At 62.0% G+C, this 18436-nt stretch carries 12 protein-coding genes; 2 read left to right on the forward strand and 10 right to left on the reverse strand.

What is annotated here, in order from left to right; translation table 11 throughout:
* Positions 1–3: 3 nt before the first annotated feature.
* The 6 genes from ACW5XD_RS03320 to mocA all read right to left on the reverse strand — a co-directional run bounded on the left by ACW5XD_RS03320 (position 4) and on the right by mocA (position 10874).
* The gene (locus ACW5XD_RS03320) at positions 4–1506 is read right to left on the reverse strand and encodes a nucleobase:cation symporter-2 family protein (RefSeq protein ID WP_456493625.1); all 1503 of its coding nucleotides are present in this window, start codon (positions 1504–1506) and stop codon (positions 4–6) included.
* A gap of 95 nt (positions 1507–1601) precedes the next feature.
* A complete protein-coding gene (locus ACW5XD_RS03325; protein ID WP_456493626.1) occupies positions 1602–4499 on the reverse strand; it encodes a molybdopterin-dependent oxidoreductase Mo/Fe-S-binding subunit in 2898 nt (965 codons plus the stop codon).
* The gene (gene ygfM, locus ACW5XD_RS03330; protein ID WP_456493627.1) at positions 4496–5272 is read right to left on the reverse strand and encodes a molybdopterin-dependent oxidoreductase FAD-binding subunit; all 777 of its coding nucleotides are present in this window, start codon (positions 5270–5272) and stop codon (positions 4496–4498) included. The genes ACW5XD_RS03325 and ygfM overlap by 4 nt, the downstream gene beginning before the upstream one ends.
* Positions 5273–5353: 81 nt before the next feature.
* Positions 5354–6682, reverse strand: a complete 1329-nt coding sequence (gene ssnA, locus ACW5XD_RS03335; RefSeq protein ID WP_456493628.1) for a putative aminohydrolase SsnA — start codon at positions 6680–6682, stop codon at positions 5354–5356.
* A 30-nt stretch (positions 6683–6712) separates the two neighbouring features.
* The gene (ygfK, locus tag ACW5XD_RS03340) at positions 6713–9835 is read right to left on the reverse strand and encodes a putative selenate reductase subunit YgfK (protein ID WP_456493629.1); all 3123 of its coding nucleotides are present in this window, start codon (positions 9833–9835) and stop codon (positions 6713–6715) included.
* Between the two features lie 400 nt (positions 9836–10235).
* Complete coding sequence (gene mocA / locus ACW5XD_RS03345; protein WP_456493630.1) at positions 10236–10874, reverse strand: molybdenum cofactor cytidylyltransferase; 639 nt, start codon at positions 10872–10874, stop codon at positions 10236–10238.
* Between mocA and yqeC the strand changes: the two genes are divergently transcribed.
* Both yqeC and yqeB read left to right on the forward strand, forming a co-directional pair.
* Positions 10867–11721: a selenium cofactor biosynthesis protein YqeC gene (yqeC, locus tag ACW5XD_RS03350; RefSeq protein WP_456493631.1), complete on the forward strand. Its 855-nt coding sequence runs from the start codon at positions 10867–10869 to the stop codon at positions 11719–11721. The two genes, mocA and yqeC, sit on opposite strands and share 8 nt — an antisense overlap.
* A 27-nt stretch (positions 11722–11748) precedes the next feature.
* The gene (yqeB, locus tag ACW5XD_RS03355) at positions 11749–13341 is read left to right on the forward strand and encodes a selenium-dependent molybdenum cofactor biosynthesis protein YqeB (RefSeq protein WP_456493632.1); all 1593 of its coding nucleotides are present in this window, start codon (positions 11749–11751) and stop codon (positions 13339–13341) included.
* A gap of 160 nt (positions 13342–13501) precedes the next feature.
* Here the strand turns inward: yqeB and ACW5XD_RS03360 are convergent, their stop codons facing one another.
* From ACW5XD_RS03360 to ACW5XD_RS03375, 4 genes are all read right to left on the reverse strand, one after another.
* Positions 13502–14425 (reverse strand): DMT family transporter, encoded by a 924-nt coding sequence (locus tag ACW5XD_RS03360; protein ID WP_456493633.1) that lies wholly within the window; start codon positions 14423–14425, stop codon positions 13502–13504.
* 168 nt (positions 14426–14593) lie between these two features.
* Positions 14594–15526 carry a carbamate kinase gene (gene arcC / locus ACW5XD_RS03365; protein ID WP_456493634.1) on the reverse strand — a complete coding sequence of 311 codons (933 nt, stop codon included), beginning with the start codon at positions 15524–15526 and terminating at the stop codon, positions 14594–14596.
* A gap of 97 nt (positions 15527–15623) precedes the next feature.
* Positions 15624–17072 carry a dihydropyrimidinase gene (hydA, locus tag ACW5XD_RS03370; protein ID WP_456493635.1) on the reverse strand — a complete coding sequence of 483 codons (1449 nt, stop codon included), beginning with the start codon at positions 17070–17072 and terminating at the stop codon, positions 15624–15626.
* A 110-nt stretch (positions 17073–17182) separates the two neighbouring features.
* Positions 17183–18400, reverse strand: coding sequence for a YgeY family selenium metabolism-linked hydrolase (locus ACW5XD_RS03375; RefSeq protein WP_456493636.1), 1218 nt, complete (start codon positions 18398–18400; stop codon positions 17183–17185).
* Between the last annotated feature and the right edge of the window lie 36 nt (positions 18401–18436).

Consider the following 18436-nt stretch of genomic DNA (forward strand, 5'->3'; position numbering starts at 1 on the left):
CGCTCAACTTGCGGCGCGCCCTCTGCTCGATTTCAGCCGGCTATCCCCCCTGCGGGCGCCTGGCTGGTTCCTTGATGCAGTGAACACGACATCTGGTTTGTCGCTCAGCTGGATGACCTCAACCGCGTCGGCATCCTTGACGGCCGCCTTGCGTTTGCGGCTCTGGGGCAGCACCAGGTTCATGATGATGGCGGTGATGCCGCCGGCGCAGATGGGGTTCTCCACCAGCATGTAGATCCCCGCCGGCAGCACCTTGAAGACGTTAGGGTCATAGGAAACGCCGAGCCCCAACCCCAGCGAAGTGGCGACGATCAGGGTCTCACGGCGATTGAAGCCGTGGCTGATGATGATGCGGCCACCGGCGATGGCGATCATGGAGAACATGATGACCATGGCGCCCCCCATCACCGGCGACGGTATGGTGGTGAAGAAGCGCCCCACCACCGGGAAGAGGCCCAGCAGCACCAGGATGACGGCGATGAACTTGCCCACGTGGCGCGAGGCCACCCCGGTCATCTGGATGACGCCGTTGTTCTGGGCAAAGGTGGTGAGCGGCAGGGAGCCGAGCGCCGAGGCGATCACCGACACCAACCCATCCGCCAGCACGCCGCCACTGAGGCGTTTTTGAAACTCGGGACCCTGGATATCCCGGTGGGAGACCATGGCGGTGGCCGTGATGTCTCCCACTGCCTCCAGCACGCTCAGCAGATAGATGGTGCCAGCCAGCACGAAGGCGTGAAAATCGAAGGAGAAACCATATTTGAACGGCACGGGAATGGTGACCAGGGGGAGGTTTTCCAGCGCCGAAAAATCCACCATGCCGAGCATCAGGGCCACCACGTAGCCCACCATCAGACCGATGGCGATACCGCTCATGCGAAGCAGCGGGCTCCTGCTGCAGTTGAAGGCGACGATGATGCAGAGCACCAGCAACCCCAGCCCGATGTTCTCGTATTTGCCGAAAGTGCCGCTGCTCATGGCGGAGAAGCCGCCACCAAAATCTATGATCCCCACCTTGATGAGGCTCAGGCCGATCATCAGCACCACGACCCCGCTCACGGTCGGGGTGATCACCCGCTTGAGGTAGGGCAGCACGAAGGAGGAGCCCACCACCAGAAAGGCCCCGACGAAGGAAACCCCCAGCAGGGTCGAGACGATCAGCTCCTCGTGCAGGCCATCTTTTTTCATGGCACTGCCAAGGGCGATCATCACGGTGACGAAGGAGAAGTTGACCGACTGGATGGAGAGCAGGCCCGATCCGATGGGACCGTAGCGGTTCACCTGCAGCCAGGTGCCGATGCCGGAGGCGATCATCGCCATGGAGACCAGATAGGCAGTGGTCTCGGTGGAGAGGCCGAGGGCTCCGCCCACGATGAGAGCCGGCGTCACCATGGGCACGAAGATGGCCAGCAGGTGGGTCACGGCGCCCATCAGGGTTTGATAGAAGGGTGGCTTGTCTTCCAGCGCGTAAATCAGATCCGAGTGCTTGCGTGTTGTTTTAGACATCATGTTTGTCCCATCACACAGAATGTGGGCGGAGTACTCATTCCGCCGTCAGGTGCTGGGGGCGAGCCTGTGCCCGCCCCTCACCTTTTCTTTTGTTATGCCGACTCTTTCTGCTCCAGCTTGCCCAGTTCGCGCAGGATCTGTTCCGGCGTGAAGTGCCACTTGCGCAGCCAGACACCGCAGGCGTCATGGATGGCGGTGGCGATGGCGGGCGCGGCCCCGTTGACCCCGATCTCCGAGATGGACTTGGCGCCGTAGGGGCCGACCTTGTCATCACTCGGCACCAGGAAGGCCCGAAAATCGCGCGGAATATCGCCAATCTTGGGCGCGCCATAGCTCTTGAGATCCCGGGTCAGCGGTATGCCCTTGCTGTCGTAGCAGATCTCCTCCGTCATGGTGTGGCCGATGGCCCGCATGGTCGCCCCGTAGATCTGACCGAGCGCCAGTTCCGGGTTGATGGGGGTGCCGCAGTCGAGCAGGGCGTAGAACTTGTCGAGCCGGATCTGGCCGGTCCTGAGGTTGACCGCCACCTCGGCGAAGTTGGCCCCGTACGGGAAGGCGAGCTCCGAGGTGATGTAGCTGGCGGTGCCCACCAGAATGCCGAAGCCTGTGCCTGTCTCCGACTTGTGGGCGATCTTGGCAAAGGAGACCTCCCCCAGCTTGCCACGCACCAGGCCCGGGAACGCCAGTACCACATCTTCCACCGGCTCACCCAGCATGGCGGCGCCGTGGTACAGGATCTTCGCCTTGAGGTTCTCGGCCGCCATCTTGGCCGCGTTGCCGGAGAAGCAGGTACCGGACGAGGCGTAGGCCCCCTTGTCGAACAGGGCGTGGTCGGTGTCGCCGGAGATCACATGCACGTCGCTGAGCGGGCAACCGAGCACCTCGGCGGTCAGCTTGGCCACCACTGTATCCAGACCCGTGCCGATATCGGCGCCACCGGAGTGGACGATAAAGGTGCCGTCAGATTCCAGCTTGACCATGCAGTTGGCCTGATCGATGTCCGGGATCCCCGATTTTTGCATGATGATGGCGACGCCACGACCGATGCGCCAATCCCCGTCGGCGGGTTTGGGGCTGTCCCAGGCGATAAGCTCACGACCCTGTTTGAGGATGGGTTCGAGGGCACAACTGGCAGCATGGGGCACCGAGGTAGGCATCTTGCCCTCGCCGATGGCACCCAACACCTTGAGGATGTCCCCTTCGTGCACCCGGTTGTGCTCCACCATGTCGAGCTGATCGATACCCAGTTTTTCGGCCAGTTCGGCGATGGCCATGGTCAGCGCGAAGTTGCCCTTGGGCGCGCCGTAACCCTGATAGGCCCCGGTCGGACAGATGTTGCTGTAGTAGGTGTTGACGGTGAAGCGCACGTTGTCGCACGGATAGAGCGGCAGGGAGAGCGCCGGGCCGTTGCTCGGCACCGTCAACGAGTGGTTGCCGTAAGGGCCGGTATTGGCACGAAAATCCATGTCGATGGCGGTGATGGTGCCATCTTTCTTGGCCCCCACTTTCACCGTCACCTTGGCCACGTGGCGGGAGGTGTTGCTGATGAACTCCTCTTCACGGGTGTAGCGGAAGGTGACGGGACGGCCGGTGACTTTGGTCGCCCAGGCGCACACCTCTTCCAGCAGGATATCCTGCTTGGAGCCAAAGCCGCCCCCTACCCGCTCCTTGATCACATGCACCTGATGCTGCTTGAGGCCGACAATGCGCGCTACCTGACGGCGCACGTGCCAAGGCACCTGAGTGGAGGCGTGAATGACCAGACGATCCCCATCCATATAGGTGAAGCAGATATGCGGCTCGGTCGGACACTGCTGGGCCTGGGTCGATTCGTAGGTACGCTCGACAATCTCGTCAGCCTCGGCAAAGCCCTTGGCCACGTCACCGATCTGGCCATGGACGCTGGCGGCCAGGTTCTCGTGCGGGCGGGAACCGATGGGGAAATTGATGATCATGTGCTCGTCGCCACGGCGTACCGAGCAGGCGTTCTGCTGCTCCAGATCCGCCGGGGCACCGGCCATGTAGACGATGGGCTCGTCGTGCACCAGCGGGGCATTGGGGGCCATCGCTTCATCGATGTTCATGACCGCAGGCAGCACCTGATATTCGACGTCGATGAGTTTGAGGGCTGCCAGCGCGACCGCTTCGCTCTCGGCCACTACGGCGGCGACCCGATCACCGACGTGGCGCAGCTTGCGGCTGAACATGCGGCGATCCAGCGGAGACGGCTCGGGGGCACTCTGGCCACCCGGGGTGTAAAACACATCCGGGCAGTTGAGGTGGGTGATGACGTGCACCACCCCCGGCAGCGCTTGCGCGCGGCTCACGTCGAGTCTGGTGATCACCGCATGGGGATGGGGGCTGCGCAGCATCTTGATGATCAGCGCATCCTCGGTAACCCTGTCCTCCACGTAGCAGGGTTTGGCCTGCACCATCTTGGCGGCGTCCACTTTCGGGCAGCTCTTGCCGATGTGGCGCAGATCACCCCGAAACTCCGGGGCGATCTGGCACAGGTAATCGGGATCCTTCATCCGCGAGCAGGCGAGCTCGATGGCCTGATAGAACTGCTGGTAGCCACCGTCCCGGTGAAAGAGGCCGGAGAGCGCGTCGTCGATTTGATCACGGGTGGGGTTGGGATGGCGATCAAGCAGGTCGGTAACGATGAGTGCCGCGGCCGGATCGTTGTAGCCGGACTGCACCACACCCACATCCACCATCGCCTGCTGCACCAGGCTGAGCTGGTTCCAGCTGCCCAGCGACTCGGCGGTACGCACCTGTGCTCCCTCCAGCTGGGCGGCGATCAGCAGGGAGGCGTTGATCACCTTGCCGTTGAAGAGGATGGCGTCGGAGCCGACAAAGCCGAAGCCGTCGTCGCTGTTGCGCACCGAGTGCATCCGGCACTGGTTGAACAGCACCCGCTGGGCATTGTCACCGGCGTTGCAGATGACGGTACGCAGGGCACCGTTCAGTGTGAAGTTGAGTTCCATCATGCCTGTACCTCCTGCTGCTGGCACTCCACCAGCAGATCCGCCACCACCACGCCGCTGATATAGCGTTTGTATGCCACGCTGCCCGTCAGATCGGCGCGCGGAATCAATATCTTGCTGACGGCCGCTTCCAGCGTTCCGTCATGGAGATCGTGGCGTTCCAGATCCCGCAGCCGCATCGGCTGCGGCGTGACACCCGCCAGAGCGACCCGCATCTCGCCAAGTGCATCGAGGGCCACTGCGGCGGTCATTACGACCAGACCGTCGGCGTTGCGGCTGATGCGGCGAGTGGCGCAGCGCAGTTCGGGCTCCGGCAGCACCACCCCCAGCACCAGCTCCTTGCGCTGGCCGGCCAGATAGGCGTCGATGGGTTGCAGCAGGTTGTTCTCCAGCACTACCACCGCTTCGAGCACCAGCAGCACCGGTAGCAAGGGGGAATCCTGCTGCTGGCAGGCAAGTTCGCCGCCGAGGGTGGCCTGATTGCGCAGATGGCGGGAGTAGACAAACCCCAGCGCCTCGCACAGGACGGCTGGGGGGCGGGGATCATCTTTCAAGGTCTGCAGGGTGACGGTAGCACCGATATGGAGCTGGCCGTGCTGCTGCTCAATCTGGCCAAGCCCAAGTTGCCCAAGCGAGATGGCGACCTTCTTGTCGGTGCGGGTCGGGGCGGCGTTAAGCTTGCTGCCACCCCCCATGTAGACGGCGTCGTTGCCAAAGCGGGCCTTGAGTTCCAAAGCCTGACCCAGTTGCTCGGGTCGGAAGAATTGCTCAATCATGTGTCGTCCTTACTCTTGCTGCCCGCCGCCGGGGTGAATCCACAGGGCGGGCAATCCGGTCCAAAACTGTGGAAGGTGGCCTTAGGCCAGCTGATCCATCCGTTGCCACAGGCGGCTCGCCACCTTGCTGGCCTGCTGATAAATGGGCGCGACATCAAACGGGAACTCGCGATCCTGATAGACCATGCGCCCCTCCACCATCACGCTGTTGACGCTGGCAGATCCCATACCGAAGGCGAGATGGCCGCCGAGGTTGCGCGGCGCCAACGGGGTCGGTGAGTCATAATCGCAGATGGTGAGGTCGGCCTTGTAACCCGGCTCCAGGCGGCCAAATTTGGCGCCGAAGTTGCGCTCCAGCAATGTGTTGCCGTTCCACAGGAAGCGGGCAAAGCTGTCTGGCCACAGGGCGCCACCGGCATCCTTGTGCTTGAAGTAGGCGAACTTGAGCTCTTCGAGCATGTCGGAGCCGATACCGTCGGTGCCGAGCGCCAGATTGCGGTACTCAGGCAAGTGCATGTTGTAGCCCACGTGGTTGTTCATGTTGGAGCGGGCGTTGTGCACCAGGAAGGCATCGCGGCTGTTGAGCAGCTCGATGTCGGCCGGGCTCAGGTAGATACCGTGGGCGACAAGCGACTTGCTGTCGATCAGGCCAAACTCGTCCAACCGGGCAATGGGCTCCTTGCCATGGTGGTGGTGGCCGTGAGCCATGTCGTATCTATCTTCCGCCACATGGATATGCAAACCGCGACCGGTGACCTGCACCGCTTCGCGCAGCATGGCCAGCCCCTCGTCGGGCACGGTGAAGGGGGCGTGGGCGCCGATGTGCGCTTCCACCAGATAAGGTTCGTTCCCCTTGGCCTTGGCGGCATCGATCTGTTGGGCAAACAGGATATTCTCCTCCACCCCGGCCTGCAGCTCGGCGAGGCCGCCGTTGCGATCCGTGGTCTCGAAGCAGGTCATGCCGCGCAGACCCGCCTCCACAAACCCTTTGCGCAATACATTCAACGAGCCCTTGATGTAGTTGGGCGAGGCGTGGTGATCGATCACCGCGCTGCAACCGCTCTTGATCGCCTCCAGCGAGCAGATGAGACCGCTGTAGTAGAGCGACTCCTCATCGAGCGCCCGATCGAGGCGCCACCAGAGGTTCTTCAGGGTGGAGATAAAGTCCGGGCAGGGGGCGATGTTGGCCATGATCCCCCGCGACAGGCCGGAGTAGAAGTGGTTGTGGGCACAGACGATGCCCGGCATCACCAGCTTGCCTCCCATCTCCCGATAGCTGGCTTCCGGGTAGAGGGCCCGCAGATTGGGCCCCACCGCTTTGATAAGGGTGCCTTCGATGGCGATATCCACCCCTTCCAGTACCCGGGTCGGCTCCAGCTGGACAGCGGTGACGTTCTTCAGAATAAACATGGTGTGCTCCTTCGCTTATTCGTTGTTCGCTCAGGCCTCGACGGCCCCCAGCAGGTAGTGGTGATGAGCATGGACATGGTTGATGATGCGGCACATGTCTGCGAGCACCTCGGGGGCATCCTTGATCCGGCTCTGGGCGTCTATGGTCAGGCGATAGGTCTCGCCATCCTGACGCACCCGCAGCTCACCACACCCTTCGCCGGTCTGGGCCAGATAGAAACCGGGGTTGCGGCTGTTGTCGAAATCCTCGGGCAGGCTGAAGACGGTGACCTTGTCCTGATAGGGTTTGCCCTGCCACGGGCAGAACTGGGCACAGTTGCCGCACTCGTTGCAGTAGGCATCCAGGTGCAGGGTCTGGAACTGGTCCTTGAAGCCCGGCACAGCGATGGCGACGTTGGCCCGATTGGGGCAGACATCCACGCACTTGCTGCAGAGGTAGTTGCACTCGAGGCAACGGTGCGCCTCTTGCGCCACGAAGGCCTCCCGCTCGCCCTTGTCGACCAGGGTGACGGCGATGTTTCCCTTGCGACGGTAGATCTCATCCTTGCCCGACGGCTGGATTGACACCTCGGCTTGACTGCCAGCGATATGCTCGCGAGAGAGCACCCGATCCGCGGCGCGGCGGGCACCGCCGATGGCACCGACGATGGAGGACGGGCCGCTCTGCACGTCACCGATGAGGAAGACGTTGCGACGACTGGTTTCGCCGCTCTGGCTATCCACCTCGGGCCAGCCATCGCTGCCAAGGGGAATCCCCATCGCTTTGAGCACCTCGCAATCAGGCTGCTCGCCGATGGCGGTGATCAAGGCATCCATCTGCATCACTTCGGTCTGCTCGGTGGGCACCGGACGGCGGCGGCCCTGCTCGTCAGGATCCCCCAGCGCCATCATCCGCACGACAAGCTTGCCATCTTTGTCAAAGCGTTCCGGATTGGTGAGGAAGCAAAAACGCACCCCGTCTTCCACCGCTTCCAGATACTCCTCGCGATAGGCGGGCATCTCTTTCTCGCTGCGACGGTAGATCACGGTCACATCGCTGACACCCGGCACCTTGAGGGCGGCGCGGGCGCAATCCATGGCGGTGTTGCCCGCCCCGATCACGGCGACATGGCGGCCCAGCGGCAGCGGTTTGCCCTGATTGAAGCTACGCAGGAAGTTAAAAGACTTGTAGACCCGATCATGACCCCCTTCGAGACGCATGCCGCCGTTCTTGTCGGCACCGATACCAACGAAGACATAGGTAAAGCCCTGAGCGTGCAGCTTGTCGACGGTGAGCGCCGGATCGCAGCCAAACTCGAACTTGACCCCGTGGGCGGCGACAAAGTCGATGTCGTGCTGGATAAGCTCGGCAGGGATGCGGAACTCGGGGATGATGTGTTTGACCACGCCACCGGCATCGGCTTCACGCTCGAACACGGTGACCGGGTGACCGGCGCGGGCCAGGAAGTAACCGGCGGAGAGACCAGCCGGGCCGGCGCCAATGACGGCAACCGGGTGCTTGTCACCGCTGCCTGCCGGCTTGTGCCAGCGCGCCTTGTACCCTTCCCAGCCCCGCTCCAGCGCCACTTTTTTCAGCTCGCGGATATTGAGCGGGCTGTCGTAATCCAGACGAGTGCAGTTGTACTGGCACTGGTGATCGCAGATATGGCCTGTGATGGCGGGCAAGGCGTTGCGCTGATAAATCAGCTCGAGGGCTGCCACATACTCCCCCTCGCCCATCAGGCGAATGTACTCGGGGATATCCTGATGCACGGCGCAGGCAGTGACACAGGGTGCCACGTAGCAGTCGGTCATCGGCAGACCGCCGCCCACTTCGATGCGATCCTCGGACTTCCACTCCTTCTGGGTGTAATCCATGGTGAGCGCCTTGGCGGCAAGCGCCTCCAGCTTCTCGACATCCACCTGACTCATGCCCCAGCTATCGGAGGCGTCGATCTCTTTGAGGCACTCAGCCTGGCGCAGGTAGCCACCCGGCTTGAGCAGGTCGGTGGCCATGGTGATGGGGCGAATACCGGTCTCGAAGATATCGGCGATGTTGAACTTGCTGGCACCGCCCGAGTAGGAGATGGGCAGCTTGCCATCGAAGGCGCGTGACAGCACGGCGGCTACGTTGATGGAGAGCGGGAACAGCGCACGGCCGGACATATACATCTCATCCCCCGGCAGCGCCCCCTTGCGGTTGATGGTGCCGAGCGTGTTGGTGAGTTTGACCCCGAAGGTGAGCCCCTTCTCGGCCCCCAGCGCCATCAGGCGAACCAGCATCCCCTTGGCCTGATCCAGCTTGAGGTCGTGATCGAACGACGCTTCGCTCAGACCAATGTAATCAAAACCGCAGGTGTCGAGGATCTCGCGCACCCGCGAGTAGCCCAGCAGGGTCGGGTTCAGTTTGACGAAGGTGTTGAGTCCCTTATCTTCCAGCATGTAGCGGCAGATGGCCTCAATTTCGTTGGGCGGGCAACCGTGCATGGTGGAGAGGGTGACGCCGTGCACCAGCTTGGCCGGGATGCTCGCCACCAGCTGTTGCAGGCGATCGCGTCGCGCCCCCAGTCCCAGCTCGGCGATAAACTGCTCATCGGCCACCAGCTCACGCAGCACTTGCTGGTACTCGGCAAATTTTGGACTGCTGCCGGCATCCATCAGGCTGTGGATGAACTGCTGCATCGGTGGCTGTTTGATGCCATCAAGGTTGTAGCCCACGCTCATGTTGAAGATGAAGGACTTGGCCTCGTCGCCCTGGCGGGGGTCGAACACCTCTTCCAGCAGATAGAGGGCAAACCAGGCTTTGAGGTACTCATCAAACGCCTTGGGCAGGGTGAACTCGGTGGACCACTCGGTGTTGAAGCACTCATCCTCGGCATCGATGCAGGGCTTTGCCAGTTCGAGACGGTCCAGGATCTGCACCGTCTTGAGCTCGATAAAGCGCCCGCCAGTCAACCAGGAGGTGACGATGTTCTGGGCCAGCTGGGTATGGGGGCCGGCTGCCGGGCCGATGGGAGTTTCGCAGGTTTCACCGAACACCTTGATCTTGCGCTCGTCCTGCTTGCGATAGAATTGCGCGGCGGGAATACCGAAAATGCTCTGACTCTCTTTATATTCCGCGAAAATACGGGTCAGCAGGTTCTTGAACGGAACGGGTCGCATAATATCGCCCATATTGATCTCCTTGCAGCGGCACTGCTCATTGACAGGGTGAATAAATGGGGCCCATCCACAACTATTCATAAAAAGCCCCTTGAAACTGACAAGAGCAACAATCAGGCCAGTGCTGGCGCATTTACATTTGTGAGTGTAAAAGCGTGAGGCACCTCGAATTAATGAAATATCGACAGGCAATAACTGTCTCGGGGATGAGAGCGGCTATCAATAACGCGCATTAATAACGTTGCAATAGCGATAGACGCTGAGAAAGTCTCTCGTTGGTGGGGGTGAATATCAGTTTGATAATCTCGTTGCACCTGCCGTTATCAGGCCACAAGAGGTGATAATGTCGGCCAGAATGCCGTGTTTTCTCTGGCTCCTATTTTAATAATTATGCACTCGCCAACAGTCAGGCTCAGCCAGCGCCGTCTGCCCGCAACAGCGCCTGATAACGTTCTGGGGTGTCCACATCCAGCAGGATGGCGTCACTGTGCACCTCGGCGAAGCGATGGGGATGTGCCATCAGCCAGCGGCGGATGGAGCCTTGTACCGGTGCCTCGGCCAGCGCCTTGCCAAGCGATGATGGCAGCAACACCGGGTGCCCTGACTCACCCCGATAACGGGGGAAAAGTGTGTGGGGGCCCCGTGCCTGCCAGAGTGTCTGGTAGACATCGAGTGGGATGCAGGGCAGATCGCCGTGGGAGATGAAGAGGTAGTCGCTGCTGCTGGCCGCCAGTGCCAGTCGGATGGAGCTGCCGAGCCCCTGTGCATAATCATGGTTTTCCACCAGCAGGATCTCGGGTCTGCCTGCATAGCGCGCCATCAGCTCGTCCCCACGATGCCCCACCACCAGAATAATCCGGTCACAGAAAGCGAGGGCATTTTTGAGACTCTCATCAAGAATCGTGCTCTGGCGATACGGTAGCATCAGTTTCCACGCGCCCATTCGTGACGAGAGACCGGCTGCCGTTATTATGCAGTCACATCTCGCTCTGGAATGACAGTGCTGTTCACTGCCTGCGCCCTTATTTGAATCGGTCGTTGCCATGCCCATTTCACCCCCTGTCCAGCGTGCCTTTCCCGATATTGATACGCTATTAAACCCGCTCACCGAAAATATAGATAGCCGTACCACCTTAATTAGCCTCTGCGGCGCAGGCGGTAAAACCAGCACCCTGTTCTGGCTGGCGGAATATTTTTATCGGCAGGGCAAAAGGGTGTTAGTTACCACCACTACCCGGATGTTTCTGCCAGCCCAGTCACACTATCGGGAATTGATCCTGGAAGCCGATCCCGTCCGCCAGCTCACCCGCTGCCAGCAAGTGCCCGATGGCCCCACCCTGGTCGCCCTGTTCAGCCATCTCGATCGGACCAGCGGCAAGGCGGTGGGGCCCCGCGCCCAGCAGATCGATCTCATCAAGGGGCAGCAGCGCTTCGATCTCATCCTGGTGGAGGCAGACGGCGCCCATCACAAGTTATTGAAAGTGCCCGCTTTGCACGAACCTTGCATTCCACACCAGAGTGATTGGGTGATCGCTCTGGTGGGCGGCGCCATGGTGGGGGCCAAGGCCGACCCACAGCAGATCCACCGCTGGGCCGAGCTCCAGTCCCTGTGCGGGATAGAGGCCGGTGAGCCGCTGGATTGGGCGCTGTTTGACCGGCTGCTTTCCCACCCGCAGGGAATGTTCAAGGGCACCCCGGCCAGGGCCCGCCGGATCTGGTTTATCAATGGCGATTATCAAAATGAGGCGTCATGGCAGCCGCCATTGATAACCCTGCTGGCCCGGCACCCCGAGCTCCACGCCATCTGGCAGGGAGCAGTACGCGAGCCCATCGCCATTCGTCATGTGGTGAGCCAGGCCCCTCAGGATGGCGAACTGGTGGCTTCACCGCGCTCATGACCCGTTAAGGATGAAATGAGGTACCTTATGAATCTTTTTTCACACGCAGCCCGGCTGGAGCAGGAGAACACCCCCTTTGCCATGGCCCAGATCATCGAGAGTCGCGGTTCCACCCCGCGCCATCAGGCCCAGATGCTGGTGATGACCGATGGCCAAATCCTCGGCACCATAGGCGGCGGCATGATAGAGCGGCTGGTGATAGAGGAAGCCGTCGCGGCCATTGCCGAGCGCAAGCCCCGTATCTTCCACGGCCGTATGGTGCGCAACGGCGAACATGCGGTGGGCTCGGATTGCGGCGGCGCCATGTCGGTCTATATCGATGTCTATGGCCTGCGCCCCAGGCTGGTACTGATCGGTGCCGGCCACGTCAACCGGGCACTGGCCCATGCGGCGGCGCCGCTGGGCTTTGATATCCATGTCGGCGACTGTTTTGAAGGGAGCCTCAACCCCGACCTCTTTCCCACAGGCACCCATCTCAAACAGGCCGATACCATCAGCGCGGTGATCGAGGCGCTGGCCATCGAGCCCGCCAACTTCGTCATCATCGCCACCAACCATCAGGACAAGGAGGCGCTGGATCGGCTCATCTCCCGTCCCCTCGCCTACCTGGGGCTGCTCGCCAGCAAGCGCAAGGTGCAAACCTTCACCCAGGCGCTGCGCCAGCAAGGCGTCAGCCAGGAACAGCTGCAGCGGCTGCACGCCCCCATCGGCTACAACATAGGTGCCGAGACCCCGGAGGAGATCGCCATCAGCATCTTGGCGGAGCTCCTGCAGGTGAAAAACGGCAAGGCAGGCGGCCTGATGCAGGATGATGTGCGCCTCAAGCGGGATCGGCTGGTGGTGATGCGCGGCTCGGGTGATATCGCCACCGGGGTGGCGCTGCGGTTGCACAATGCGGGCTTCAAGGTGGTGATGCTGGATCTCGACAAGCCCACCGTGATCCGCCGCACCGTTGCCTTTGCCCAGGGGATGTTCGACGGAGAAACCTCGGTCGAGGGTGTGCGGGCCAAGCGGGTAGAGAGCGTCGAGCAGGCGTTCGAGCAGCTGGAGCTGGGCATCATACCGCTGCTGGTCGATCCCGACTGCGCATTCTTAAGCGATCTCAAGCCCCGCTATCTGGTGGATGCCATTTTGGCCAAGCAGAACCTCGGCACCCACAAGGAGATGGCCCCCATCACGGTGGCGCTCGGCCCGGGCTTCGAGGCGGGACGCGACTGCGATGCGGTCATTGAAACCAACCGTGGCCACCATCTGGGGCGAGTCATCTATCAGGGGCCCACCCAGCCCAATACCGGTATTCCCGGGGTTATCGAGGGGCACTCGGCCCGCCGGGTGGTGCGCGCCCCCGCCCCCGGGGTGATGAAGAGCCTGATCAAGCTCGGCGATCTGGTGCAGGAGGGGGACCTCATCGCCCATGTGGGGGACGCTCCCATTCTTGCACCGCTCTCGGGCATGGTGCGGGGCCTCTTGAGCGATGGCATAGACGTGACGGTCGGCTTCAAGATTGGCGATATCGACCCGCGTGGCGAGCGAGCCGACCCCACCACAGTATCCGACAAGGCCCGCGCCATCGGCGGCGCCGTGCTGGAGGCCATGATGCATCTGGCCCAGCGCAGATAAGCGCGAACATAAAGCCTATCGGCAAGGCTCGCGTCATCAACGGGCGGCGCCGTGCTGGAGGCCATGATGCATCTGGCTCAGCGCAGATAAGCCAGCACAGAGGCAAAAAAGGGCCCACCATGATGGCGGGCCCTTTGCTATTCCTTTGTCTGCAATCGGCTCAGCCGTGCTTGATCCGGGTTTCCCCCGCGACAGACACCACGGATCGCTTGCCCTTGCGGCTGATCACCAACAGCGCCAGCACGATAAGCAGGATGCCGCTTCCCTCCACCGGCCCCGGGTTTTCGCCGAGCAGCCACCAGGAGAGCAGCACGCCGGTTACCGGCACCGCCAGGGTGCTGAGCCCGGCCATCCCCGCCGGCAGCTTTTTCAGCACGAACAGCCAGAGGCTCCAGGCCAGCGCCGTGGCGAAGATGGCGCTGTAGGCGAGCGCGCCAAACACGTAGGGTTGCCAGTCGATGGGACGTTCCGGCACCAGCGCCGCTACCAGCGCCATCACGGCAGTTGCGTAGATCATCTGCCAGGTGGTGAGGGACATGAGATCCACCCCGGGGTGGCGGGCATACATCCGCTTGGCGATGATGGCGCTGATCCCCCAGCAGATGCCGGAGGCTATCCCCAGCAGCGCGCTCTTCATCGAATCCAGATGCAACTGCCAGGGCTCTATCACCAGCAGCAGCCCGCAGGCGGCCACCCCGACCGCCAGATAGTGCAACCTGCGCATCCGCTCACCCAGAAAGAGCGCCGCGAAGATCACCACCCAGAACGGCATGGTGTAGCTCAGGATGGCCACCTTGCCCGCCCCGCCGCTGATAAGCGCCCACTGGGCCAGCCCCACCATGCCGCAGGTCTGGAACAGGGCGATGGCCAGGGTGTAGCGAAACGGGGTGGGTTTGAGGTATTGGCGACCGCGCAGGCACTGCACCAGCAGCAATACCAGGGATCCACACAGGCAGCGCAGGGCGGTAAACTCGAAGGCTCCCGCGTAGAGCATCACCTGCTTCATCACTATCCAGCTGTAACTCCAGATGGCGGTGAGCAGGATCAAGCCTCCCAGCGCTGCCATATTGATCTTTGTGCTCATTGCTCTGCCTTGTTGCCTCTTATGCCGCCACTCAACCTTCTCTTTGGGGGCGCCATCTTACGCCTCTCCTTGCACCCTGCCCATGAATAACCCGTTGCCCGCCACGACTTTCACCAGCGAATACAAAGGGGGCCCAAAGCCCCCTGTTAGCAATCGGAAAGTCAACACCTACTGGCTGATCAGGGTGCCGGTCTTGCCGGCGATCCCCTCGGCCGCCTTCTCCAGCAGGGTGATGAGGGATTTGCGCCCCGGCATGGAGCTGGCAAAGGAGAGCGCCGCCTCCACCTTGGGCAACATGGAGCCTTTGGCGAACTGACCCTGGGCGATAAAGCCGTTGGCATCAGCCACGCTCAGGGTATCGAGCCACTGCACATCGGGCTTGCCGAAGTTGATGGCCACCTTCTCCACTGCGGTGAGGATGATCAGCATGTCGGCATCGATCAGCTCCGCCAGCCTGGCGCTGGCCCAATCCTTGTCGATCACCGCGCTGGCACCGCGCAGATGGTTGCCCTCCCGCAGCACAGGAATACCGCCGCCCCCGACCGTGATCACCACCTGCCCCGCAACCAGCATGGCACAAACAGTCTCTTTCTCGATGATGTCGATGGGCTTGGGGGACGCGACCACCCGGCGATAGCCGCGACCGGCATCTTCTTTGAGCCTTTCCCCCTTGGCCATCAGCGCCTCGGCCTCCTCCTTGCTGAAGAAGCCGCCGATGGGTTTGCTGGGGTCCTGGAAGGCGGGATCGTTTTTATCCACCGCCACCTGAGTCACCAGAGTCGCGACCGGCTTGTGAATGCCGCGATCCAGCAGCGCCTCGCGCAGGGCGTTTTGCAGGTCATAGCCGATGTAGCCCTGGCTCAGAGCCACGCAGACCGACATGGGCAGATGGGGCGCTTTTGCGTCGTGGCGGGCTGCCACCTCGAACGCCTGCTGGATCATCCCCACCTGCGGGCCGTTGCCGTGGGTCACCACCACTTCGTGGCCCTGAGCAATCAGGTCGGCGATGGTGCGCGCCGTGCCCTGCACCGCCTTCATCTGCTCCGGCAGGTTGTTGCCCAGAGCGTTGCCCCCGAGGGCCAGTACGATACGCTGTTTCATCTTGTTATCTCCAGTGATGGGGATGAGCCTGTGTCATACCGGCCCCAGTGGTTGGTTCGGGAACGGCACAAAACAGTGCCGTCCGCAGATGCGCACCTCAACACGGCGTCAAATGATGAGGTGAATGATGTGGGAAATTCAGTGGTAAATGGACTGCTGAACTGAGTACAGGATCAAACGGTGAGCGGAATAGAAACCGACCATGACCCCGTTGTCCCGTGAACTCGCCATCGCGGGCCACGATCTCGCCGCGGCTCAGGGTCATCCTGAGCTGGCCGGGACAACGCATCCCCTCATAGGGGCTGTAGTCGCCGTTGTCGTGCAGGTATTGATGGGAAATGAGGGTGTCGCCACGGGGATCCAGGATCACCAAATCGGCATCGGTTCCCGCTTGCAGATTGCCCTTGAGCGGCCAGAGGCCAAACAGCCTCGCCGGGTTGGCACTGGTGAGCGCCACAAAGCGGGACGGCGAGATACGCCCGCCCAGCACCCCGTGGGAAAAGAGCAGCAGCATCCGGTTCTCGACCCCGGGCAAGCCATTGGGGCAGCGGCTGAAATCACCGCCAGAGAGTGCCATGCGCTGGACGTGAGAAAAGTTGCAGTGATCGGTCGCCACCGTATCGATGTCGCCAGCAGCGACGCCGACCCACAGCTTGTCCTGCTCGCTGCGCGAGCGCAGCGGCGGACTCAGCAGGTAGTCGACGCCGTTTTGCCGGTAGTAGCAGGATTCATCCAGCAGCAGATATTGCGGGCAGGTCTCCACCCAGACCGGCTGACCCTGACGGCGCGCCAGCTTGAGGTACTCCAGCCCCAAGCCGTTCGAGAGGTGGACGATATAGAGCGGGGCATGGCCCGCGAGACCCGCCAGATTGATCATCCGGGCCACCGCCTCCGCCTCGCACTCCAGCGGGCGGCTTTGCGGGTGGTACCAGGGTTCATGATGGCCAGCAGCCAACAGGGCTGCACGGCGCGCGGCGATGGCGGCATCGTTCTCGGGATGGACGGTAGCGAGCGCCCCCACCTCTTTGAGGCGGGTCAGGGCGCGCAGCACGTCGCTGTCCCCGAGTTTGTACTGATAGGTGAGATAGAGCTTGAAGCTGCTGATCCCCTCCTCCTGCACCATGGCGGCCATTTCGTGGAGGATGGCGTCATCCACATGCTGGATCACGCCGTGAAAGCTGTAGTCGATCACCGCCTGTGTGGCGGCGTAATCGTGATAGCGGGCCAGCTGGTGATGCAGATTGCACCCCGCCGGGCCAAATCCCATGTGATCGACGATGGTGGTGGTGCCACCACAGGCGGCGGCACGGGTACCGCTGAAAAAGTCATCGCAACTGCGGGCCATGCCCACGTCGATGTTGAAGTGGGTGTGGACGTCGATGCCGCCCGGCATCACGTAACAACCGCCAGCATCGATCACCTCGGTCTCGCCATCGGGCTGAATATCGGCGGCGCGGGCACGGATCACCCCGTTATCGATCAGCAGATCCTGACGATATTCCCCTTCCGAATCGACCAGCACCCCGTTCTTGATAAGCCGTTTCATCCCCACCACCTCGCACATCAGATCGCTTCAAACACCAAGGCCCCGCCTCACTGGAGACGGGGCACTTGCGACAGACGGGCGGCGATAGCGCTCGCCCTCCGGCAGACCCTTTACTTGTCCAGCTCGGCCAGATAGAGCATGGGGATCACCGCGTACATGGCGGCGCACTTGACCAGATGCTCCTTCCAGGTCTTCTCGTTCGGGGCGTGGGCTTCCGGCTCCTTGCCCGGGCCAAAGCCGATGACCGGAATACCGTGACGACCCATGATGGAGACGCCGTTGGTCGAGAAGGTCCACTTGTCCACCACTGGCTCCTTGTTGAACAGCTCGCGATAGGCCTTGGAGAGGGTCTTGACCGTGATGTGATCCTCTTCCACCTTCCAGGTCGGGAAGTAGCACTCGGTCGGGTAGACCAGGTCCGTGTAGGCCGGACGGTCGTACTGGTACATGGAGACCTCGGCACCGGCGGCTTGCACCGCCGGCAGGGCGCGGATCTCGTCGAGTGCACCTTGCCAGCTCTCGCCCCAGGTGAGGCGGCGGTCGATGGAGACGGCGCAGCTGTCCGCCACGGCGCAGCGGCTCGGCGAGGTGAAGAAGATCTCCGAGACGGTCAATGTGCCCTTGCCGAGGAAGTCGTCATGACCGAGGTTGTGGCTGAGCGCCTGCAATTCGCCGAGGATGGGGCCCATCTTGAAGATGGCATTGTCACCGCGCTCCGGCGCCGAGCCGTGGCAGCTCACCCCCTGCACCTCGACGCGGATCTCCATGCGGCCACGGTGGCCACGGTAGATCTGGCAGTCGGTCGGCTCGGTACTGACCACAAACTCTGGGCGGATCTTGCTCTGCTCTATGATGTACTGCCAGCAGAGGCCGTCGCAGTCCTCCTCCTGTACGGTACCTGTCACCAGCAGTGTGTATTGATCTTCCAGCCCCATCTCCTTGATGAGCTTGCCGGCGTAGACCATGGAGGCCATGCCCCCCTCCTGATCGGAGGCGCCGCGACCGCCGATGATCTCGTGATCCTCCATTCCCTCATAGGGATCGAAGGTCCAGTTGGCGCGGTTGCCGACCCCGACGGTATCGATGTGGGCATCCATGGCGATCAGGTGAGGTCCCTGGCCGATATAGCCGAGAATATTGCCCATGGGATCTATCTCGACCCTGTCGAAACCGACCTTCTCCATCTCCTGCTTGATGCGCAGCACCACCCGCTTCTCGTCACAGCTTTCGCTCGGGATGGCAATCATGTCGCGCAGGAACTGACTCATCTCGGCCTTGTACTGATGGGCCTTCTCCAACACCATTTCAAATGGGATCTGCTTGCTCATTGTGTCTCTCCATAAACAATCTGGGATGCGGGAGTG

Source organism: Aeromonas enterica (assembly GCF_054052465.1).